Source organism: Bradyrhizobium sp. 2S1, from assembly GCF_011516625.5.
GTDB classification, from domain to species: domain Bacteria; phylum Pseudomonadota; class Alphaproteobacteria; order Rhizobiales; family Xanthobacteraceae; genus Bradyrhizobium; species Bradyrhizobium septentrionale.
In genome coordinates this window covers 1,075,327-1,095,670 of record NZ_CP147717.1, presented here as the reverse complement: position 1 = coordinate 1,095,670, position 20,344 = coordinate 1,075,327, and the positions used below count along the sequence as shown (strand labels likewise).

The following is a 20,344-nucleotide window of genomic DNA, read 5'->3' as shown; positions in this document are numbered from 1 at the left end:
GCTTGGAGGCCGAGGTCAAGGCTTGGCGGAAAAGGCGGGCGCTGCAACCACTTTCCACGAGTGGCAACGTAGCCGTTGTCCGGATCCGCCGGCGCGGGCGGTCGGCGTCATGGTCCGGTCCGTCGGTGGACCGTCCGCTCGTCGCCGCGCAGCGTTAGCGTCCGACCCGAGCGCCGCAGATGACAGCATCGGTAAAAGCAGGTGCGAAAAGACCGAACTCGCACAAGCCGCGCGTCGTTGTCCCTCCCGCGGGCGAGCAGAAGCCGCTTCCGCTGGGACCGAGCGCCCGCATGAACGCCAGGGTCGTGTTCGCGCTCATTCTGGTAGTCTTGGCATTGTGGACGGCCTGGAGCTTCCTGCCGCCGCTGATTTGGGCCACCATCCTGGCCGTCGCGCTGTGGCCCCTGTATCTGACGTTCGCTGGGCGATTTATGTCGGGTCCATCCGCGGCGGCGGCGTTCGTCTTTACGGTTCTCGTCGCACTGATCCTGATCACCCCGATTTCGCTCGCCATCTATACTATTGCCCAGCAGAGCGACCTCCTGATCGATTGGATGAAGAGAGCCCGCGAAGGCGGAATCGAGGTACCGGACTGGGTCGCGCGCCTGCCCTTCGCCGCCGAAAGCACGCAGCAGTGGTGGCGCGCCAACCTATCGGACCCGAAGGCTGCGACGGCCTGGCTGAAGTCGCTCAACGCCGACAACGTGTCCGATCTTTTCACGACGTTCGGCGGTCAGCTGATCCACCGCCTCTTTATGCTGTTCTTTTCGCTGCTGGCCTTGTTCGCCCTGCTGAGCCATGGCCGAGCGGTTGCCAGCCGTGTCCTCGAGACTTGCGACCGTCTTTCGGTGAAGCGGGAGAAGGCCTCGTCGAGAAGATGGTGGACGCGACGCGTGCGACCGTGAACGGAACGGTGCTGGTGGCCGTCGGCGAGGGGCTGGCGATCGGCGCCGCCTATTTCGTGGCCGGGGTGCCGAGCGCGCTGACGTTCCTGATATTTACGATTGCGTTCGCGATGATCCCGTTCGGCGCGTGGCTGGCGTTTACGGTGGCGGCGATCGTGACGATATCGGGAGGCGGCAGCGGCATCGCGGCCGCGGGCGTGTTTCTCTGGGGCTCGATCATCATGCTTGCGGGCGATCATTTCGTCTGGCCGACCTTGGTCAGCGGTTCTTCGAGGCTTCCGTTTCTGCTCGCCTTCGTCGGAATCTTCGGCGGTCTGGCCGGCTTCGGCCTGATCGGTTTGTTCGTCGGACCGGTCATCATGGCGGCGCTTTTGGCAATGTGGCGGGAGTGGATATTCCGCCCTACGCCGCAAGCCTGAGGACGTGAGAGGGATGGCCAGTAAGCCGAAGACATACGTGGCCTCGCCCGGGTTCTACGACCAGGCGATCGCCGCGCCATCGATGAAAGCGGCCTTGGAAGCGTGGGGAGCCGACAGCAATCTCTTCCATCAGGGCGTCGCCAAGGAGACCTACGATCCGGAGATCGTCGCGGCGACCATGGCTCAATCCGGCGTCATTCTGAAGCGCCCTGTCGGCTCCAACGCGGCGTTCGGTGACTTCCGCCCTTCCTACCGATCTGGGTCGTCGCGAGAGCGGAAGCTGCGCGCTTCGATCGGTCAAATGTCCGTGGCGGGGTCGCCGCCGGTGACTTTCGAGACCGGGAACAAGAGCGTTCACGGTGATGTTGTGCTCGCCGAGTTCGATCGCGGCCGACTTCATCAGACCAAGAATGCCCCATCTCGCGGCGTCTTCAGAGGAGCAGGCGCTCGGACCATCTGATGCCCAGCATCGAAATCGTCTGGACAGGGCAGCCGGCCGTGCGCTGAGCTTCTTATAGTATCCGCCTATGCGAAAACAGAACGCCATATTGATACCAGCAAAAATACCAGCAAAATGGACAGCTGAAGTGAATTTTTACGTGTGTTTTCAGCTGCGTCCTGAAAATTTTTCGAAAATCCGGAATCGAACCAGGAGCTTAAGTGATTGTTATTATTACAAATTTTCACGTGGTGCCCCTGGCCGGAATCGAACCAGCACTCCTTGCGGAACTCGATTTTGAGTCGAGCGCGTCTACCAGTTCCGCCACAGGGGCATTCGCCAGCTCCCGGCCAGGAAAACGGCCGGGGGTCGCGAAGCGCCGCGGACTATAGCGGCCGGCCCGTCACGGTCAACCCGCGCGGATGTGATTGTCCCGCGCCTCGACAGCGGTATTTTCGCGCGATACGACCTCGGTTGAACCATGGAGCAGGGGGCTTGGCCCTTCCGAATGATGCTCGCAGGAGGAATGCCGTGACGCTCGCCACCGCCCACCCGTCGCATGCTTCCGCCACCGGCAATCCGGCGCTGAGCTCGGCCCTGGCGATTGCCGTGATTGCGGCGGCGACGCTGGCCGGCGCATGGTTCTTCCAGCTGGTGCTGGAGATCATGCCCTGTCCGCTCTGCCTCGAGCAGCGCTATGCCTATTACCTCGCGCTCCCGCTCGGCGCCGTGGTCGCGTTGGCCGCCGCCCGCGGTGCGCCGCGGTGGCTGCTGCTTGCAGGGCTCGTGATCCTCGGGCTCACCGCGCTCGCCAATGCCGGGCTCGGCGCCTATCACGCCGGCGTCGAATGGGGTTTTTGGCCGGGGCCGACCGATTGCACCGGACCGCTGGTGGATTTCGGCAAGGCCGGCTCGCTGCTGGATCAGCTCGACAAGGTCAAGGTGATCCGCTGCGATGAGGTGCAGTGGCGCTTCCTCGGCATCTCGCTTGCCGGCTACAACGTGCTGATCTCGCTGCTGATGGCCGCGATCGCCGGCTGGGGCGTAGCGAAGGCGGCCAAGGTCTGACGTGAAGGCCTGACAGAACAGGCCTGACTCAACCGACCTATTTCTTCTTTCCCGGTGCGAAGCTCGGTTGTCCGCCGCCCTTCAGGCTGGGAGCCGCGGCGATCACCTTGACCTTCTCCTTCTTGGGCTTCTTGGCTTCCCGGTTGCTGCGTCGCTCGCCTTTGGACATGACGGTCTCCATTGTGCTTCTCGAGAGGATCGGATCGATCCGCCAAAGCTTGGCCGTGGCGGCAGGCTCTGACGTCGATGTGGATTTGCCTGCGCGAAGCAATGGCGGCTTCGCGAAAACGCGTTAGGTGTGGAGGAGAGCCGCTGCGATCACACCAAAGCAGGCAACAGCGCAACGACGATGGATGCCACGACCCATTCGGCCAGCCGAAATTGCCGCAAGAGATGCTTCCTGTTCATTGCGGCGACGGGGCGCGCGGCCCTCAGTCACCGGCCGATGCCGTGGGACACGCGATGATCGTCGAGCGTAGGCCGATGTCCCCCAAATAGCGAGCGCGAAAGTGTCCGGCAGTGCTGCGGCAACGACGCACAGCATGCAAAGGGCAAGCGGGGCGTCGTTCCGGTCTCGGCAATAGAGCCAGGAAAGCCCAAAAAGCCCAGAAAGCTGTGGCTATTGCGGCCGAAGCGGCGCATGCTGGCCGCGGGGCCGCACCGCCGCAAAACGTTTCGCAAAGGCTGGCCCATGACCATCCGCTCACAACGTGAAGTCGTCACCTTCCGGCATCCATTCCGGATCAGAGGCATCGATCGTGAATTGCCCGCAGGCGCCTATGAGGTCATTACCGACGAAGAGGCGATCGAGGGGCTCTCGTTCGCGGCGTTCCGCCGTGTCGCCACGATGATCATCGTCCCGGCACAGGGCTCGCGCGGACTGGCTACGGAGATGGTGTCGATCGGCTCGGTCGATCTCGCGAACGCCCAGCGTATCGACGCAAGCGCATCCCATGACTGACGAGCCGCTCGACCTCGATCGCCACCGCGGCATGGCGGCGCAGAAGGCCACAGATATTCGTCGCGCGCTGGCGGAAATCGAGACCCACGCGAGGGATCTGCGGGAACGGCAGGCCGCGCTGGAAACCGGCCTGCTGGCAGCACCCGCGACGTCGTGGCCGGAGGTCGCCGCCAAGGCGCGCTACGTCCTGAATCTGTACGCAGCGAGCCTGCCTCCGGAGGACACAAGGCATCGCGATCTGGTGACGGCAATTCTCGAGGATTTTGTCCGGCTCACCGAGCCGCGATGAGCCAGGACCACTGCGCGGCTTTGAAGGAACCGGTCACATGACGCTTAGGCAGGGTCGCTTCATCAGCTACGAGTACGACAGGATGGTCGTGCTGTTTTCGATGCATGACGACCAGAAGGAGATCCATTGCGCGATCTCGACCTCTGCCATGGATGAATTGGAAGGTGGGGCGCTCGGGCGCGCGGGCCACCGCGAGACCCAGTTCATGCGCCTGCGCGAGCGCATCGAAGCCTGCGCCGACGGCAAGTACCAGGCGAAGGAGTTCGAGGGCGCGCCGCCCGGGATCGTCCTGCGCAGCATCGATTTCCGGAAGCAAAGATAGCGGCTTCCCGTGCGAAGGCCCTGACGCATGTCAGGTGTTTCAAGGTGGAGGCTATCCCGCCGTCACCGTCCCCGACTTTGCGCAACAGACGAGCCTATGCTGATCATCGTGCGCCGCGTCCCCGTTGAGCTGTTGCTGTTGGCCAATGAGACGCTGATGCGTCTCAAGAGCCGGCGCAACCTCATCGCCACGTTGATGAGCGAGCAGCGCCCGAGATACGCGATCGCCGAGATACATGGCGCGAGCTGCCGGCTGACCGCGTTGTGGCGCGCAGTCGCCAGGGAGCGGCTCGAGGAATGGAACGAAGCACAGCCCGATTCGGTCTATGCCCGGATCACCGGGCCCTTGTGGCGCGCTGCAGCGGTCGCGAAACTGCATACCGACCGGGACGAAGAGCTGTGGTTCGATCCCGTGGAACTGACAGCGTTGGCGCGATCGTTCCGCGATCAGCCGAACCAGTCGACGGCCGAGGCATGATCGGGATTGGCGCTGCAGGTGGGTAGAGCCAACGGGTCCGAGCAAAGCGCGGCCGATGACAGGCTCCGCGAAACCCGCCATCTCGCTATCGGCGGAACGAGAGCGATGGGTTTCGCTGGCTCTACCCATCCTTGTATTAGCGCGCTGGATTAGACTGGCCTCGTTCCGTGAGGAATGGCCCAGCTCGGGTGGCCGCCCGGGCTGGGCCGCTGATCGATCGGATCGATACCCATCGAAGCCTTGAAGGCTGTTATTCGTAGCAAGATCGCGATCGGCACTTCATCGGGACCCGCATGGTTGAACGAACTTTAGGTTCGCATCACAAGGGAGGGTCGAGGAAGATGGCCAAGCGTATCACAATCTGTGCCGGAATCGATATTGGCAAACGGAAGCTCGACGTGGCGCTCGATGACGGCTCGGAGCAGCTGCAGGTGGAGAACACGGCGGAAGGTTACAAGACGCTGTTGGAGTGGCTTGGGCGCCATAAGGTCAGGCGAATTGGGATCGAGGCGAGCGGTGGCTATGAGCAGCCGGTCGTCGTCGAGCTGCGGCGCAAGCGGTTTGTCGTCGTGGTGTTCCAGCCGGCGCAGGTGCGTGCCTATGCCAAATACCGCGGGCAGCGTGCCAAGAACGATCGGATCGATGCCGCGCTGGTCGCCGCATGCACCGCTGCGGTCAAGAAGATCCAACGGCACCCGATGCAAGATTGCCGCCCTTGGCCGGGCATCTGACGCTGATCGATCAGATCGGAGAAGATATCGCGCGGTTCAAGAACCGGCTCGAGAGCTGCCGCGACGCGCGTATCCAAAAGCTCTGGAAGGACGACATCGCCCGTCTGGCCAAGCGCGAACGCGTCGAGTTCAAGGCTCTGGTGGCAGCGATCCGCAAGCAGCACGATCTCGCCGCTCGGCTCGACCTGATCTACAGCGTCGGTGGGGCCGGGCTGCCGACTGCGGTCTCCGTCCTGGTCCGGATGCCCGAGATCGGCCAGGTCAGCCGCGAGCAGGCCGCAGCACTTGCGGGCCTTGCGCCTTATGACGACGACAGCGGCGAACACATCGGCGCTCGTCACATCATCGGTGGACGCAAGCGCCTGCGAGAGGCGCTCTATGCTGCAGCGCTGGCGGCGTCGTTCCGCTGGAATCCGCAGCTCATGGCCCTGTACAAACGATTGATCGCCGCCGGCAAAGGCCACAAGCGTGCCCTGATCGCCTGCGCCAGGAAGTTGCTCATCTTCATCAACACCGTGGTGGCCCGAGCGACCCCTTGGCAAGCTCACTTGCCAGTCGTCGCCCCGGCGACCTGAAGCGTTTCTTTGTTCGATCGGGGCACCGTTTCTTCGTCCCGACCTGCCGTCACAAGGACGCCGCGCACAGCGGCCGTCAAGGATGGCCGTCGCTCAAATGCTGCCACATTCCACCCTCGACAGGCCACGCCTTGATGGCCGCGAGCACGGCGTCAGTCTCAACGGCGATCGGGCAATTCAATCGCACACAACCGAAAGAGCTAATGGTTGCTACGCTTCCACGGTTAAAGCCCGTCTGCCTCTCAATCCGTCATGCTGAGGAGGCTGCGAAGCAGCCGTCTCGAAGCATGCACGGGCACCGGCGGGGCCGTTCATCCTTCGAGACGCGCTACGCGCTCCTCCAGCGACAACGGCAAAGCCGTTGCGCGGGGATGACGGGATCGACACGTGCGCCAAGCCTAGTCGTCGACGTCGTCCTGCGGCCGTCCGAACAGATGGATGATGCCCGGCGTCGAGATGGTGACGAACAGGAAGCGCGACAGATGGTGCGCGCCGACGAAGATCGGGTCGATGTGCAGCGTCAGCGCCAGCGCCAGCATCGCGTCCATCGCGCCGGGCGCGAACGCGACCACGACGTCGGAGAGCCGGACATGGGTGGTGAAGCCGATCACCGCGACGAACACGGCGGAGATGAGAATCGCGATCGCGAACGAGCCGAGTCCGGCATTGACGTGGCTCAGCAGGGTCGAGGTCTTCATCCGCGCGAAGCGGGTGCCGATCAGCGCGCCGATGCCGACCAGCGCGACGTTGCGGATCCAGGGCGGCAGGCCGCCATCGACCAGCCCGGAGCCATGCAGCAGGCTGGAGGCGAGCATCGCGCCGAACATCCAGCTCGCCGGAAACTTGACCCAGCGCAGCAGCAGCGAGACGCCGATCGATCCGGCGACCAGCGCGGCAAGTCCGAGCGGTGAGGCGACCGAGGTCGGCAATGCCGGCGGCGCGCCGTGCGTCACCCCGGTCAGCGCCAGCACCAGCGGCAGCGCCGCGGTCAGGATGATCACGCGGATGGTCTGCACCACGGCAATCGCCGCGACGTCGGCGCCCTTTTCCGCGGCCAGGATCGTGATCTGCGACAGCGCGCCGGGGCTGCCGGCGAGGAAGGCCGAGGTCTGGTCCCAGCCGTGGACGCGCTGCAGATACAGGCTTGAGCCGAAGGTCGAGCAGAACGTGGCCAGCGCCAGCAGGCCGATGGTGAGCGGATAGGAGCTCATATGCTGCAGCAATTGCTGCGACATCAGCGAGCCCAGGGAGATGCCGAGCAGCAGCAGCACCGACTGCGTCAGCACCGGCGGCACCGCGAGCGGCCGCCCCATCAGCGCGGCGATCGCAACCGCAGCCATTGCCCCCGAGATCAGGCCGCCCGGCAATTCTGCCCACAAAAACAGCAAGCCGCCGCCAGCGCCGATGACGAGTGTCTCGAGCCCGTTCAGAACTTTGCTGCGGTCGGGAATGGCCGTTGCCATCGAAGCGCGGATCAGGGTCACGCCGCCTTATGGCAAATTCGCAACCACGGGACAAATGCATCTCGCGATTGCAGCATTGCGCCGGAAAACGCTGGCGACTTGCCTGGCGCACAGATTTTCACCCTCCCCCGCGGGGGAGGGTGAAGGGCATCAAAGATGCCTCAGCGTTACTTCGTCGCCGCGGGCGCAGCGGCAGCACCGCCCGCCTTCTTGCACTCGGAGCGGAATTTCTTGCGCTCCTTGCCATGCAGGCCCTTGGCGTCGGCCTGCTTCGAGCATTCCAGCGACTCGGCGGTGCGCGGCTTGGCTTCCTTCGGCGCCTTGGTGTCCGCCTTCGGAGCGGCGTCCTTGGCGGCAGGCGCAGCAGTTTGCGCGAAGGCGCCGCCCATCAGCAGCAGGGAGGCAAGGGCGGTTGCGGTCGCGAACGTGGAAATCTTCGTCATGAAGGCACCTCGTGAGGAAAGGAGGCCGAAACGTTGCGCGGCGATGCTGAACCGTGGATGAACGTGCGGCGGTCCCGCCGCCACAATATTTTGACGGGGAGGCGCGTCCGCGCGTTGTCGCAAGTCCGGGTTGCGCTAGGATAATGGTCTTATGCCAATGCCCCCCAAAGGGAGACCAGGGATGACCATTCAAACCAGATTGTTGTGTGTGATTGCGGTGTCGGGCTTTGCAGCCTTTGCGGCGAGCGCACCGGCGCAGGCCCTGACCGCGCAGGAATGCAGCGCCAAGTACCAGGCGGCCAAGACAGCCGGCACCCTCGCCGGCCAGAAGTGGAATGATTTCCGCAAGGCTCAATGCGGCGCCGACGCGACCCCGGCCGCGGCGCCCGCCGCTCCGCCGCCTGCTGCAGCTGCGCCCCCTCCGGCCGCGCCGAAGGAGGCCAAGAAGGAAGCCGCTCCGGCCGCAGCCCCGGCGCTGCCGGCAGGGCCCGCCGTGTTTCCGAACGCCATCGATCCCAAATATGCCAAGGAGTCCGAAGGCAAGGGACGCATGCATACCTGCGTCGACCAGTACAACGCCAACAAGACCACGGGCGGCAATGGCGGCCTGAAGTGGATCCAGAAGGGCGGCGGCTATTACAGCGAATGCAACAAGCGCCTGAAGGGCGCCTGAGCCCTTCCGATACGCGTTTTCGACGAGAGCGGCCGGCGCAAGCCGGCCGCTTTTCGATTGGCTCCGGATTCTTGTTCTGACGCGTTTTCTTCACGCGAACCGGCATCCACTTCGCTCGAAAACGCTCTATTGGCTGTCCGTGAGCAGCTTGTCCGCGGACTGCGCCAGCAGTTGCGCGCGCTTGCGCGGGCCGCGCTCGAGAAACAGCAGGCTCTGGCCGAAGATGAAGCAGTAGAACAGGAAGGCCTGCGCATCGGCCTCCTCGGCTGACAGCCCGGTGGCGCGATAGAGCTGGCCGACATTCTTCAGCCGCGCGGCGTCGACGCTCGCGGCGGCAGTGGCCGCCGCCTCGTCGGTGCGCGCCCATTGCCGGATCGCGAGCTCGACCGCCATCGCCTCGGTGTTCATGCGCTCCGAATAGAGCGTGATGATCGCCTTCAGCCGCTCGCGCGCGCTCGCGCCGTCGAGTGCGGTCTGCTTTTCGATCGCGGCGATGCGGCCGTCGCGCCAGCGCGTCAGCATGGCCTCGAGCAGCGCGGCGCGATCCCGAAAGCGGCGGTAGAAGCCGCCCTTGGTGACGCCGAGATTCTTGGCCAGCACCTCGACCCGCACGCCGTCGACGCCGCTATGGGCGAGCTCGGCAAAGCCGGCCGCGACCCAGACATCGCCCTTGCTTTCAGTCATGTGATCTCCGCGCACCCTCATGTGCGATGGGAGCGTCATCGCGCACTAATCTCTTGTTTGAGCATGATCTCCGCGCAAACGCGTTGCGTTTGTCGCGAGGGAAAACCGCTTCGCACTTTTCCGGATCATGCTTTGATACGGTACCGTATTGCTAGCCCGCTTTGTCCCTGATACGCTACCGTATCACAAATCGAGGAGGCGTACGATGGAGGGCGAGGCGACCTACCGCGGCACGGTCTATCCGTGGCACTGTGACCACATCGGCCACATGAACGTGATGTGGTATGTCGGCAAGTTCGACGAGGCGAACTGGAACATGTTCGCGCGGATCGGGCTGACGCCGACCTATCTCCGCGAATCCGGCTGCGGCATGGCCGCCGTGCAACAGACCATCCTCCTACAAGCGCGAGCTGCTCGCCGGCGATATCATCGAGGTCAAGAGCCGGCTGGTCGAATTCCGCGACAAGTCGATCCGCTTCCTGCATGAGATGCGCAACGCGGAGACCGGCGAGGTCGCCGCGACCTGTGAGATCGCGGCCGTGCATATCGACCGCGCGGCGCGCAAGTCGGTGCCGTTCGCGCCGGCGATCCGCTACGCCGCGATGCCGCACCTCGTGCCGTCAGAACCTGTGATCGCGTGACCGCCATGCCGCGTTTCGAACCGAAGAATCCCGACTATCGCGCGGTCGCGACCGCGACATTCGCGCGCCAGCGCGCGATGCAGACGCTCGGCATCTCGATCGCGCGCATCGAGCCCGGCGAGGTCGATCTCGCAATGCCCTATGCGCCGGAGTTCTGCCAGCAGAACGGCTTTGTGCATGCCGGCATCATCACCGCGGGGCTCGACAATGCCTGCGGGATCGCCGCCTTCACGCTGATGCCCAACGGCTCCGACATCCTCACCGTGGAGTTCAAGACCAATCTCTTGGCACCGGCCCGCGGCGAGCGGTTCGTGTTCCGCGGCGTCGTGGTCAAGCCCGGCCGCACGCTGACCGTCTGCGACGGCCGCGCCTATGCAGTACAGGACGGCGTCGAAACGCTGATCGCGACCATGAGCGGCACGCTGATGGCGTTGCAGCGGCGGGGGCAATAGATTGTGACGAGGAATCTATCCCCGTCATGCTGAGGAGCCGCGAAGCGGCGTCTCGAAGCATGCACGGCCCGGTCAGTGGCCGTGCATCCTTCGAGGCTCGCTTTGCTCGCACCTCAGGATGACGGGTTTGTGAGCGGCGCGCCCAGCATTTGCGCACGCGCTTGAGCCCGCCGCATTGACAACCCACCAGCGCGACGACCTGATACGCGGATGCTTCACGTGAGCGTCTCGTCATGATCGCCAGCCTCAGCCTGATCCTGCTCTGTCAGCTGGTCGGCGAGGTCGGCGTGCGGGCGCTTGGCGTGCCGGTGCCGGGGCCGGTGGTCGGGCTGGTGCTCCTGCTGTTGCTGCTCTTGGCGCGCGACCGCTTTCCGGCGCTGGCGCGCGGGCCGCTCGGCGATGACGGTGTCGAGAGCGCGAGCCGCGCCATGCTGGCCAATCTTTCGCTGCTGTTCATTCCGGCCGGCGTTGGCCTGGTGCAGAAGCTCGATCTGCTCGCCGAGCACGGCATCGCGATCCTGGTGATCCTCGCGGTTTCGGTCATCGTGACGCTGCTGGCGACGGTCGCGACCTTCGTTGCGGCGAGCAGTCTGCTTCCGCGCGAGGAGGACAGGCCGTGAGCGATAATCCGTTCTCGCTCTGGGTCTATCTCTCGCAGTCGCCGCTGCTCTGGCTGACAGTGACGCTGCTGACCTATGCCGCAACCGATGCGGTGTCGCTGAAGACAAGGCGGCATCCGCTCGCCAATCCCGTGCTGCATTCGCTGTGGATCATCGGCGCATTCCTGCTCGTGACGAAAACCTCCTACACCACCTATTTTGCCGGCGCGCAGTTCGTGCACTTCCTGCTCGGACCTGCGACGGTTGCGCTGGCCGTGCCGCTCTATGAGAACCGCAGGCGGGTCGCGGCTGCGATCCTGCCGATGCTGGTTGCGCTCGCGGTCGGCTCGCTCACCGCGATCGTCTCGGTGGTGCTGCTGGCGCAGGCGTTCGGGCTGCCGCGCGACATCATCCTGTCGCTGGCGCCGAAATCGGTGACCGCCGGCGTCGCGATGGGAATCAGCGAATCCCTGCATGCCGATCCGTCGCTGACGGCGGTGTCGGTGATCCTCACCGGCATCATGGGGGCGATCATCGTCACGCCGCTGATGAACTTCACCGGGATTACCGACTTCCGCGGCCGCGGCTTTGCCGCCGGCATCGCCGCCCATGGCATCGGCACCGCACGCGCCTTCCAGGTCGACGAGGTTGCCGGCGTGTTTGCCGGGATCGCGATGAGCCTGAACGCGCTGGTCACCTCGCTGCTGGTGCCGCTCGCAGTGACCTATCTGGTGCGCTGACTCCGGCTGCAGGGCAGTTTTGTGCTGTTGGTGTGGCGTTCTGCAGCAAATCCTTCTAGGGTCGCGGCCTCAAACGTGAGTCTGTTCCCCTTGGTGTTTTCCGCAACTCAAAGCGTGCTTGGGCTGGCATCGGGCATGCTGGTCGGCTTTTCGCTGGGCCTGGTCGGCGGCGGCGGGTCGATCCTTGCCGTGCCGCTGATGGTCTATCTGGTCGGCGTGCCCGAGCCGCATGTCGCAATCGGCACCTCGGCGATCGCGGTCGCGGCCAATGCCGCGATCAACCTCTCCAACCACGCCCGCGGCGGCACCGTGATCTGGTCCTGCGCGCTGGTGTTCGCGCTGTCAGGCATTTGCGGGGCCTTCGGCGGCTCGATTCTCGGCAAGATGCTGGAGGGGCAGAAGCTGCTCGCGCTGTTCTCGCTGGTGATGCTGGCGATTGCGGGCCTGATGCTGAAGACCCGCGCGCGGGTCGGGGTGACCGACGTCAAGATGTCGATGTCCAACATGCCCGCGATCATCGGCCTCGGGCTTGCGACCGGAACCATGTCCGGCTTCTTCGGCATCGGCGGCGGCTTCCTGATCGTGCCGGCCTTGATGCTGGCGACCGGCATGCCGATCATGAACGCGGTCAGTTCCTCGCTGGTCGCCGTCACCGCCTTCGGCATGACCACGGCGTTGAGCTATGCGTGGTCCGGGCTGGTGTCGTGGGGGCTGGCGGGGCTATTCGTCGCCGGCGGCGTCGCAGGCGGCCTGATGGGCACACGCAGCGCCCGGCACCTGTCGGAACGGCGCGGCGCGCTCAATATTGTGTTTGCGACTGTGATTATCGTGGTGGCGATCTATATGCTGCTGCGTAACATCAATGTGTCCTGAACGTAGAAGGGCGAAGTGCCCTTGCGAAAGCTAGCCATGAACCATCTGACGAAATCGCTTCTGACCAACGCCGGCGCGACCCGCCGCGGCGCGCTCGGCCTGCTCGGTGCCGGCATCGCGCTGCTGGCCGCAGGCGGCGCGCGCGCCGAGGACGATAACGTTCTGACCGAGGCGCAGGTGCTGCGCGATCCGGATATTCCGGTGATCGGCAATCCCAAGGGCGACATCACCATCGTCGAATGGTTCGATTACAACTGCCCGTATTGCCGCAAGCTCGCGCCGGAACTGCGCCAGGTGGTGCAGGACGACGGCAAGGTCCGCCTCGTGCTGAAGGATTGGCCGATCCTCGGGCCGGTCTCCAAGGTCGCGTCGCGGATGGCGCTGGCGGCAAAATACCAGGACAAGTTCGAGGCCGCGCATGAGGCGATGATCTCGGTCAATTCGCGCATCACCGAGCCGCGCATCGCCGAATTGCTCTCGGGCGCCGGCCTCGACATGGACCGGCTCAAGAAGGATCTCGACGCCAACGCCAAGGCGATCGACGCGATCCTGGCGCGCAACAACGAGCAGGCGCTGGCGTTCGGCTTCAACGGCACGCCCTCGTTCATCGTCGGCAAATATCGTGTGCCGGGTGTGCTCAGCATGGATCAGTTCGAGCAGGTGATCGCCGACGCCCGCAAGGCCAATATGGGCCGCAACAACGAGAAGAACTTGTAACGCCTCATCCGGTAAGACGTTCGCTAGAAACAATCACGGCCTCTCCGGCGCCGGAGAGGCCATTTGCTTTTGTCTCAGCTTGAAACCGACCGTTACTTCTCGGCGACCTTGGTCCACTGCTCGCGGGCGCGCTCCTTCAACAGGTTCCAGTCATGCGCCGCGACGTCCCAATTGACGATGGTGCGCGTGTCCCGCGCGACATCACCATTGGCCACGCTCGACGTCCGCATCGAATCGTAGACATAGACGCCGCAAACCAGCAGCAGCGCACCCAAAATCATGCCGAAAAACGTCCGCATCGCTTAATCCCTCCGGTGTCGGCGGGATAACGCCGTGAGGCTCGGTGTGGTTCCGGATGCCGGCGCGGCAGATCATCAACCTCATCTCCGTTGCGGTACGCCACAAAGGCCGTTCTGCGTGGAAAATGGCGCCTGAATCAGCTATGATAGGCCATGACGGCAACAGGCTTACCGAGCGATCTGTTGGAGCAATTTCGCCGCAAATATTTGTGGTGGAGTCCGGTGGACGGACGGCCATTTTCCGAAGAACGCGTCATCGCCCAGACGATGAATCTCGGAACATACGACGACATTCTTTTGCTTGAGGAGGCAGTCGGCCAGGCCCGTCTCGTCGAGATCATGCGCCACGCCGAGCCGGGCTGGATCAATGATCGTTCGTGGGAATTCTGGCGGGGCCGGCTGACATTTGCCACCCGCTCGGCAATTCCGGACAGGGCTCCCCGCAGGGGATTCCATGCCGCAGTTTGAGCCGCGACTTGATATCCTTCCGGCCGCGCAACGCGAGATATGGCCGGACCTCACTTCGGCGCAACGAATGAAGTTCGTTCTGTATGGGGGGACGGCCGTTGCACTCCAGCTTGGTCATCGTGAATCGCTCGACTTCGATTTCTTCTGCACCGAGCACCTCGACAAAGGACGACTTCGCGCCGAATTCGCGTTCGTCGCCGGCGCTGCGATCCTGCAGGATGCGCCGGACACGTTGGTCGTGCTGGCCGAGACGCCTTCAGGCCCGGTCAAGGTTTCGTTCTTTGGCGGCCTAAAGCTCGGCCGAATCAACGACCCGCTTCAGACCTCCGATGGCGTGCTGCTCGTTGCGTCGCTCGACGATCTGATGGCGACCAAGCTCAAGGCGACGCTGGACCGCGCCGAGGCCAAGGATTACCGGGATATTGCTGCAATGTTGTCCGCGGGCGCTTCGTTGCCGACAGCCTTGAGCGGGTTCAAGAAGATGTTTCACGGCGAGCCCGCGCAGGTGTTGCGGGCAATCGGATTCTTTGGCGATGGAGATCTGAACTCATTGACCGTTGCCGACCGCAATATCCTTTCGAACGCGCGAGATCGCGTAGGCGAGTTGCCCGAACTCCATCTGAAGACCGGGCTCTGTTAACCGGCGTGTGGCTCCCCATCAGCCCCGCGCGAACACCCGCATCACATAATCGATGAACACGCGAACCCGCGGCGAGAGCTGGCGGTTGCGCGGATAGAGCAGGGATACCGGCACCGAGGGCGGCGGGCATTGCTGCAGCACCGGCACCAGCGTGCCGTTGGCGAGATCGGTCTCGGCGTGGAAGCGCGGCACCTGCACGAGGCCGAGGCCGAGCCTGGCGCTAGCGAGATAACTTTCGGGGCCGGTCACCGACATCGGCGCGGCCAGCGGAAATTGCTTGAGCGCGCCGTCGATCAGAAACTCCATCGGCCGCACGCGTCCCGTCGTCAGCGAGCGGATGCCGATCATGCGATGGCCGTCGAGTGCGAACGGATCGGTCGGCATGCCGAAGCGCGCGAAGTAATCCGGCGTGGCGCAGGTCAGCCGCTCCAGCATCGTCACCTGCCGCGCGATCATGTCGCTGTCGGGCAATTGGCCGAAGCGCAGCACGCAGTCGACGCCCTCGCGGATCAGATCGACCCAGCGGTCGCTCTCGCTCATGTTGATTTCGATATCGGGATATTCGGCGAGGAAGCCCGGCAGGTTCGGCAGCAGGAAGTGCCGCGCCAGCGTGCCCTGCACTTCGAGCCGCAGCAGCCCCTTCGGCCGCGCGCCGCCGAACGCGCCCTCGGCATCCTCGAGGTCCGAGATCAGCGACAGGCAGCGGCGGTAATGCGCCTCGCCATCGAGCGTCGGGCGCACCGTGCGCGTGGTGCGTTCGAGCAGGCGGACGCCGAGCCGCGCCTCCAGCCCCTTCACCGCGTCCGTCACCGTCGAGCGCGGTAGCCCGAGATCGTCGGCGGCCAGCGAAAAGCTGCGCCGCTCCACCACCCGGGTGAACACGCGCATGGCGTCGAAGCGGTCCATGTTATTGTCCGAAGTTTACGAATAGTGATGCCGAAAGATGCATGATTATCCGCTGAGTGCCAATACGTAGCGTCCTCCCATCGAACGCGGCCCGGCCGCACAACCTAATGGGAGACTGAAAATGACCAACCAAACCAACAAGGTAGCTCTGGTGACGGGTGCCTCGCGCGGGATCGGCGCTGCGGTTGCCGAACGCCTCGCCAGGGACGGCTTCACCGTCGTCATCAACTACTCCGGCGATGCCAAGCCCGCCCAGGCGGTGGCCGACAGGATCGAAGCCGCCGGCGGCCGGGCGCTGACGGCGAAGGCCGATGTCAGCGATGCCAATGCGGTGCGCGGCATGTTCGACGCGGCAGAGGCGGCGTTCGGCGGCGTCGACGTGCTGGTCAACAATGCCGGCATCATGAAGCTCGGCAAGATCGCCGACAGCGACGATGCTGCGTTCGACCAGCAGGTCGCGGTGAACCTGAAGGGCAGCTTCAACACCATGCGCGAGGCGGCGCGCCGAGTGCGCGACGGCGGGCGCATCGTCAACTTCTCGACCAGCGTCGTCGGCACCAGGCTCGAGCCTACGGCATCTATGTCGCGACCAAGGCGGCGATCGAGTCACTGACCGCGATCCTGTCGAAGGAATTGCGCGGCCGCGGCATCACTGTGAATGCGGTCGCGCCTGGCCCGACCGCGACCGATCTGTTCCTGCACGGCAAGTCGGACGAGTTGATCGACCGCTTCGCCAAGATGGTGCCGTTGGAGCGGCTCGGCACGCCCGACGACATCGCCAACGCCGTGTCGTTCCTCGTCGGTCCCGACGGCTCCTGGATCAACGGCCAGACGCTGCGCGCCAATGGCGGCCTGGTCTGACGCTCTCACACCTTCACCTAACTCGCACTCAATCGACTTCGCAGGGATAAGTGTCATGAAACAGGTCATCGTCATCACCGGCGCATCGAGCGGCTTCGGCCGCCTCACCGCCAACGCGCTCGCCAAGGCCGGCCACATTGTCTACGCCTCGATGCGCCACACCACCGGCCGCAACGCCGCTGCGGTCGCCGATATCGAGGAGTTCGCCAGGGACAATAATGTCGATCTGCGCGCGCTCGAGCTCGATGTCGGCTCGCAGGCCTCGGTCGATGCGGCGATCGCCCAGATCGTCGCCGAGGAGGGCCGGCTCGACGTCATCGTCCACAACGCCGGCCACATGGTGTTCGGCCCGGCGGAGGCGTTCACGCCCGAGCAGCTCGCCGAGCTCTACGACGTCAACGTGCTCTCGACCCAGCGCGTCAACCGCGCGGCGCTGCCGCAGTTGCGCAAGCAGGGCAGGGGAGTTGTGGTCTGGGTGTCGAGCAGCAGCTCGGCCGGCGGCACGCCGCCCTATCTGGCGCCGTACTTCGCGGCCAAGGCCGGTATGGATGCGATGGCCGTGATCTATGCCCGTGAGCTGTCGCGCTGGGGTATCGAGACCTCGATCATCGTGCCCGGCGCCTTCACCGGCGGCACCAACCACTTCGCGCATTCCGGCCGTCCCGCCGATCAGGCGCGTGTGGCCGAATACGAAGCGGGTCCCTATGCCGGCTTCGGCGAGGAGATCATGAAGGCGTTTTCGGCGATCGTGCCCGAGGATGCCGACGCGTCGTCCGTCGCGGACGCGATCGTCGAGGTCGTCGACACACCGTTCGGCAAGCGGCCGTTCCGCGTCCACATCGATCCGACCCAGGACGGTGCCGAGGTCGCCTTCGGTGTGATCGACCGCGTCCGCAACGAGATGCTGCACCGGGTCGGCTTCTCCGACCTGCTCAAGCCGCGAGATAACCAGTGACGTTGTCCGCGCTGAATCCAGGATAGCGCCCGCGCGGCTCCGTCCATCACCGTCATCCTGAGGAGCGCGCTCTTGCGCGCGTCTCGAAGGATGCACGGCCCCGATGGAGCCGCGCAGCCGCAGCCGGGCCGTGCACCCTTCGAGACGCGCTTCGCGCTCCTCAGGGTGACGGGGAAAGAGTCCCTCAAGCGCCGTCGGTGCGCTCGCCGTTCAGCCACCGGAAGACCTCCGCATTGATCTCGCGCGGATAGGTGTGGCTGAGATCGTCGATCTCGCGATAGACGACCTTGGCGCCGGCGGCCGACAGCAAGCCCTGGGTCTGCCGCGCGGTCTGCACCGGGAACATCCAGTCAAGCCGGCCATGGGTGATGAAGATCGGCAAGCCGCGCAACCTGTCAGCATCGGCCATCTCAGCCATCAGCGGATGGAAGGTCGCCGCAACCGGCGCAAGATGCGTGAAGCGCGACGCGCCGTCGAGCCCGCTGACATAGCTGAAGGTGCCGCCGTCGCTCATCCCGGTCAAAAGCATGCGCGTCTCGTCGATACGCCAGCGTTCGCGCACCTGGTCGATGATGCGGTTGAGGTTCGGCGTGTCGGTGTCGTCGCCCATCAGCGCCCAGGTCTGGCCGGTCGCGGTCGGCGCCACCAGGATGGCGCCGCGGCTGCGCGCGTCGCGCAGCCAGCTCCACAGGAAGCCGCGGCCGTTGCCGCTGCCGCCATGCAGCGCCATCACCAGCGGCCAGGCGCGATCGGGCGTGTAATATTCCGGCACATACATCGAGAAGCCGCCGCGGCTGCCCGGCTCGTTGCGTTCATGGAAAATGCCGGTGTTCTCGTTTGGCGTGGCCGCGAGCCTGGCCTGCAGCCCGGCATCCTCGCGCAAGTCGGGCGCGAGGAAGAAGTGGCTTACCGGCGGCAACTCGGTCAAGGGATAGAGCGCCTCCTGCGCCCGCGGCAGATAGCGCAGCGCGCGGAACACGCTGACCAGATCGCCTTCGCCGTTCTGCACCGCGCGCAGGCCCGCATAGCCGGCGAGCGCCGCATCGATCGCAGCTTCAAGCGCGGTCTTGATGTGGTCGAATTTCTCCGGCCATCCGGCGAGAAGCGGCCGCACCGCCTGCAAGGTCTCATCGGGCTCGCCCGCGATCTGCATCACGCGATCGAAGTCCGGCGGGTTGAGATTGCGCGCGACAAAGGACAGCGATTCCAGCGTCTGCAACAGCGGCGGCAGCACGGCCACGATGTTATCAACCACGGCCTCGCTCATCGCCGATGTCCTTCTTGGTTGCTAGATCAGATTCCGTCGCCGCGCGGGAGCTGCGCCCCCTCTCCCGCCTGCGCAGGGCTGTCCGGGGAATGATTCACTGTGTCGCGGTGCATGCTCGGCAAAACCGAGGCAAATCGGTCTTTTCTGGTTGTCGAGACACAGAAGGCCGAGCATGCGATTTCGCGATAGCATTTTTAGTAGGCTGCTTGAACCGATCAATCGGCGGCAGTTTCAGACGGCTGTGGATCGTCTGGACGGGGATGCCTACGACAAGTCGTTCAAGAGCTGGGATCACCTGGTAGCGCTGATCTATGCGCAGTTGAGCGGGAACAACAGCCTGCGCGCCGTGGTGACCGGCTTCAACGCCAATCCTCAGCATCACTATCATCTGGGCACCGGCAGGTTGTCCCGCTCGACGCGGTCGGATGCCAATACCCGCCGCCCGTCCAGCATTTTTGCGCAAACCTTTGCACGATTGTCGGCGATGGCAAGCCGGCAGTTGCGGGGCGAAGGCAAGGAGATGGTGCGCCTGATCGACGCCAGTCCGATCCCGCTTGGCAAAGTTTGCACCTGGGCGGTGTGGAACGGCCGCATCCGCGGCATGAAGCTGCACGTGGTCTACGATCCCAAGGGCGATATCCCGAAGTGCGTCGAGGTGACGGCTGCCAACGTCAACGATATCGAGATCGGTCGCCAGACTCCGATCCAGGCCGGCACAACCTACGTGTTCGACAAGGGATATTGCCGTTTCGACTGGTGGCAGAAGATCAATGATAGCAAGGCTTTCTTCGTGACCCGGCCGAAGACGAGCATCCGGCTACGCGCGGTCAGGCATCGCACCATCCGCAACAGCAAGGGGGGCGGCTTCAGGATCATCGTCGACGACGAGGTGAAGCTCACCAGTAAGGGCGACTCGCGTTTGCCGATACCGCTGCGGCGCATCAAGGTCAGGCGGGAGAACGGCGGCGTGATCACGCTTCTCACCAACGATACGACCCGAACGGCCGTCGAGATCGCCGCCCTCTACAAGAGCCGGTGGCAGATCGAACTGCTGTTCCGCTGGATCAAGCAGCACCTCGACATCCGCAAGTTCCTCGGACCAACGACAATGCAATCCGCCTGCAAGTGCTTGCTGCGATGATTGCCTACCTACTGTTGCGCATTGCCGCGCGGACCAACTGCATCAAAATGCTGCCGCTCAGGCTCGCCGAACTCGTCAGCCAGTTCCTGTTCACCCGGCGAGCCTTCGCCAGCATCGACAAGCCTCCGCCAATCAACCCTAGCCGCCGCAAATGCAGAACGCCCCTCAACCAGATGGAACTCTGCTATGGTTGAATTTCCCCGGACAGCCCTGCGCCTGCGGGGGAGGGTTGGGGTGGGGGTATCGCCGCGGGCGAGAGCCTTTGAGTGGATAGAGCCCCCACCCACATCGCATCTTCGATGCGATGTGACCTCCCCCGCAAGCGGGAGAGGTGGA

25 protein-coding genes, 1 tRNA gene and 4 pseudogenes are annotated in these 20,344 nt (G+C 64.5%); 22 read left to right on the top strand and 8 right to left on the bottom strand.

Features of this window, described 5'->3' with window-relative positions; all coding sequences use genetic code 11:
- Window positions 1-290 precede the first annotated feature (290 nt).
- From HAP54_RS05320 to HAP54_RS05310, 3 genes and pseudogenes are all read left to right on the top strand, one after another.
- Window positions 291-905 (top strand): AI-2E family transporter, encoded by a 615-nt coding sequence (locus HAP54_RS05320; protein ID WP_339156828.1) that lies wholly within the window; start codon window positions 291-293, stop codon window positions 903-905.
- Window positions 881-1,324, top strand: a complete 444-nt coding sequence (locus HAP54_RS05315) for an AI-2E family transporter (protein WP_312022745.1) — start codon at window positions 881-883, stop codon at window positions 1,322-1,324. The genes HAP54_RS05320 and HAP54_RS05315 overlap by 25 nt, the downstream gene beginning before the upstream one ends.
- A 13-nt stretch (window positions 1,325-1,337) precedes the next feature.
- A pseudogene (locus tag HAP54_RS05310) lies at window positions 1,338-1,599 on the top strand (cell envelope biogenesis protein TolA); the annotation flags it as partial.
- A 413-nt stretch (window positions 1,600-2,012) separates the two neighbouring features.
- Here the strand turns inward: HAP54_RS05310 and HAP54_RS05305 are convergent.
- Window positions 2,013-2,097: transfer RNA gene (locus HAP54_RS05305), tRNA-Leu, on the bottom strand.
- 197 nt (window positions 2,098-2,294) lie between these two features.
- Between HAP54_RS05305 and HAP54_RS05300 the strand changes: the two genes are divergently transcribed.
- Complete coding sequence (locus HAP54_RS05300; protein ID WP_166299000.1) at window positions 2,295-2,831, top strand: disulfide bond formation protein B; 537 nt, start codon at window positions 2,295-2,297, stop codon at window positions 2,829-2,831.
- A gap of 37 nt (window positions 2,832-2,868) precedes the next feature.
- On the opposite strand, the gene HAP54_RS05295 is transcribed toward HAP54_RS05300, so the two are convergent.
- On the bottom strand, window positions 2,869-3,000 hold the full coding sequence (locus tag HAP54_RS05295; protein WP_256434592.1) for a hypothetical protein: 132 nt from the start codon (window positions 2,998-3,000) through the stop codon (window positions 2,869-2,871).
- 522 nt (window positions 3,001-3,522) lie between these two features.
- Between HAP54_RS05295 and HAP54_RS05290 the strand changes: the two genes are divergently transcribed.
- The 6 genes from HAP54_RS05290 (at window position 3,523) to HAP54_RS05265 (ending at window position 6,186) form a co-directional block, all read left to right on the top strand.
- Window positions 3,523-3,792, top strand: a complete 270-nt coding sequence (locus tag HAP54_RS05290) for a hypothetical protein (protein WP_166307451.1) — start codon at window positions 3,523-3,525, stop codon at window positions 3,790-3,792.
- Complete coding sequence (locus HAP54_RS05285; RefSeq protein ID WP_029077633.1) at window positions 3,785-4,081, top strand: hypothetical protein; 297 nt, start codon at window positions 3,785-3,787, stop codon at window positions 4,079-4,081. The genes HAP54_RS05290 and HAP54_RS05285 overlap by 8 nt, the downstream gene beginning before the upstream one ends.
- 37 nt (window positions 4,082-4,118) lie before the next feature.
- Entirely contained in the window at window positions 4,119-4,403 is a 285-nt protein-coding gene (locus tag HAP54_RS05280) for a DUF1488 family protein (protein ID WP_029077632.1), read from the top strand.
- A 96-nt stretch (window positions 4,404-4,499) separates the two neighbouring features.
- A complete protein-coding gene (locus tag HAP54_RS05275; protein ID WP_166298999.1) occupies window positions 4,500-4,880 on the top strand; it encodes a hypothetical protein in 381 nt (126 codons plus the stop codon).
- A gap of 341 nt (window positions 4,881-5,221) precedes the next feature.
- Complete coding sequence (locus tag HAP54_RS05270) at window positions 5,222-5,611, top strand: IS110 family transposase (protein WP_224741371.1); 390 nt, start codon at window positions 5,222-5,224, stop codon at window positions 5,609-5,611.
- Window positions 5,596-6,186 (top strand): transposase, encoded by a 591-nt coding sequence (locus HAP54_RS05265; RefSeq protein WP_224741372.1) that lies wholly within the window; start codon window positions 5,596-5,598, stop codon window positions 6,184-6,186. Before HAP54_RS05270 ends, HAP54_RS05265 begins: the two co-directional genes overlap by 16 nt.
- A gap of 398 nt (window positions 6,187-6,584) precedes the next feature.
- Here HAP54_RS05265 and HAP54_RS05260 read toward each other — a convergent pair whose 3' ends face one another.
- Together HAP54_RS05260 and HAP54_RS05255 are read right to left on the bottom strand one after the other, a co-directional pair.
- The gene (locus tag HAP54_RS05260; protein ID WP_414646184.1) at window positions 6,585-7,670 is read right to left on the bottom strand and encodes an AbrB family transcriptional regulator; all 1,086 of its coding nucleotides are present in this window, start codon (window positions 7,668-7,670) and stop codon (window positions 6,585-6,587) included.
- A gap of 146 nt (window positions 7,671-7,816) precedes the next feature.
- Window positions 7,817-8,092 carry a PsiF family protein gene (locus HAP54_RS05255; RefSeq protein WP_029077629.1) on the bottom strand — a complete coding sequence of 92 codons (276 nt, stop codon included), beginning with the start codon at window positions 8,090-8,092 and terminating at the stop codon, window positions 7,817-7,819.
- A 181-nt stretch (window positions 8,093-8,273) separates the two neighbouring features.
- Between HAP54_RS05255 and HAP54_RS05250 the strand changes: the two genes are divergently transcribed.
- On the top strand, window positions 8,274-8,765 hold the full coding sequence (locus tag HAP54_RS05250) for a hypothetical protein (protein WP_166210739.1): 492 nt from the start codon (window positions 8,274-8,276) through the stop codon (window positions 8,763-8,765).
- A 126-nt stretch (window positions 8,766-8,891) separates the two neighbouring features.
- Here HAP54_RS05250 and HAP54_RS05245 read toward each other — a convergent pair whose 3' ends face one another.
- A complete protein-coding gene (locus tag HAP54_RS05245) occupies window positions 8,892-9,449 on the bottom strand; it encodes a TetR/AcrR family transcriptional regulator (protein ID WP_166298998.1) in 558 nt (185 codons plus the stop codon).
- Window positions 9,450-9,654: 205 nt separating this feature from the next.
- Between HAP54_RS05245 and HAP54_RS05240 the strand changes: the two are divergent.
- The 6 genes and pseudogenes from HAP54_RS05240 to HAP54_RS05215 all read left to right on the top strand — a co-directional run bounded on the left by HAP54_RS05240 (window position 9,655) and on the right by HAP54_RS05215 (window position 13,471).
- Window positions 9,655-10,090 (top strand): annotated as a pseudogene (locus HAP54_RS05240) (acyl-CoA thioesterase).
- Window positions 10,091-10,095: 5 nt separating this feature from the next.
- Window positions 10,096-10,542: a PaaI family thioesterase gene (locus tag HAP54_RS05235; protein ID WP_166298997.1), complete on the top strand. Its 447-nt coding sequence runs from the start codon at window positions 10,096-10,098 to the stop codon at window positions 10,540-10,542.
- Window positions 10,543-10,775: 233 nt separating this feature from the next.
- The gene (locus HAP54_RS05230) at window positions 10,776-11,162 is read left to right on the top strand and encodes a CidA/LrgA family protein (RefSeq protein WP_166298996.1); all 387 of its coding nucleotides are present in this window, start codon (window positions 10,776-10,778) and stop codon (window positions 11,160-11,162) included.
- Window positions 11,159-11,881 (top strand): LrgB family protein, encoded by a 723-nt coding sequence (locus HAP54_RS05225; RefSeq protein WP_166298995.1) that lies wholly within the window; start codon window positions 11,159-11,161, stop codon window positions 11,879-11,881. The genes HAP54_RS05230 and HAP54_RS05225 overlap by 4 nt, the downstream gene beginning before the upstream one ends.
- A gap of 93 nt (window positions 11,882-11,974) precedes the next feature.
- Window positions 11,975-12,754: a sulfite exporter TauE/SafE family protein gene (locus HAP54_RS05220; RefSeq protein ID WP_166307445.1), complete on the top strand. Its 780-nt coding sequence runs from the start codon at window positions 11,975-11,977 to the stop codon at window positions 12,752-12,754.
- Between the two features lie 36 nt (window positions 12,755-12,790).
- On the top strand, window positions 12,791-13,471 hold the full coding sequence (locus HAP54_RS05215) for a DsbA family protein (protein ID WP_166298994.1): 681 nt from the start codon (window positions 12,791-12,793) through the stop codon (window positions 13,469-13,471).
- Between the two features lie 92 nt (window positions 13,472-13,563).
- On the opposite strand, the gene HAP54_RS05210 is transcribed toward HAP54_RS05215, so the two are convergent.
- Window positions 13,564-13,770 carry a hypothetical protein gene (locus tag HAP54_RS05210; RefSeq protein ID WP_166298993.1) on the bottom strand — a complete coding sequence of 69 codons (207 nt, stop codon included), beginning with the start codon at window positions 13,768-13,770 and terminating at the stop codon, window positions 13,564-13,566.
- Between the two features lie 153 nt (window positions 13,771-13,923).
- Here HAP54_RS05210 and HAP54_RS05205 point away from each other — a divergent pair, with 153 nt between their 5' ends.
- Window positions 13,924-14,238 (top strand): hypothetical protein, encoded by a 315-nt coding sequence (locus HAP54_RS05205; RefSeq protein ID WP_166298992.1) that lies wholly within the window; start codon window positions 13,924-13,926, stop codon window positions 14,236-14,238.
- On the top strand, window positions 14,225-14,878 hold the full coding sequence (locus HAP54_RS05200; RefSeq protein WP_166298991.1) for a nucleotidyl transferase AbiEii/AbiGii toxin family protein: 654 nt from the start codon (window positions 14,225-14,227) through the stop codon (window positions 14,876-14,878). The genes HAP54_RS05205 and HAP54_RS05200 overlap by 14 nt, the downstream gene beginning before the upstream one ends.
- Before the next feature lie 18 nt (window positions 14,879-14,896).
- On the opposite strand, the gene HAP54_RS05195 is transcribed toward HAP54_RS05200, so the two are convergent.
- Complete coding sequence (locus tag HAP54_RS05195) at window positions 14,897-15,784, bottom strand: LysR family transcriptional regulator (RefSeq protein WP_166298990.1); 888 nt, start codon at window positions 15,782-15,784, stop codon at window positions 14,897-14,899.
- 121 nt (window positions 15,785-15,905) lie between these two features.
- Between HAP54_RS05195 and HAP54_RS05190 the strand changes: the two are divergent.
- Together HAP54_RS05190 and HAP54_RS05185 are read left to right on the top strand one after the other, a co-directional pair.
- Window positions 15,906-16,645, top strand: a pseudogene (locus HAP54_RS05190) (SDR family oxidoreductase).
- A 55-nt stretch (window positions 16,646-16,700) separates the two neighbouring features.
- Window positions 16,701-17,600, top strand: coding sequence for an SDR family oxidoreductase (locus HAP54_RS05185; RefSeq protein ID WP_166298989.1), 900 nt, complete (start codon window positions 16,701-16,703; stop codon window positions 17,598-17,600).
- Window positions 17,601-17,784: 184 nt separating this feature from the next.
- Here the strand turns inward: HAP54_RS05185 and HAP54_RS05180 are convergent, their stop codons facing one another.
- Window positions 17,785-18,867 (bottom strand): phospholipase, encoded by a 1,083-nt coding sequence (locus HAP54_RS05180; protein ID WP_166298988.1) that lies wholly within the window; start codon window positions 18,865-18,867, stop codon window positions 17,785-17,787.
- A gap of 172 nt (window positions 18,868-19,039) precedes the next feature.
- Here HAP54_RS05180 and HAP54_RS05175 point away from each other — a divergent pair.
- Window positions 19,040-20,202 (top strand): annotated as a pseudogene (locus tag HAP54_RS05175) (IS4 family transposase).
- Window positions 20,203-20,344: the final 142 nt, after the last annotated feature.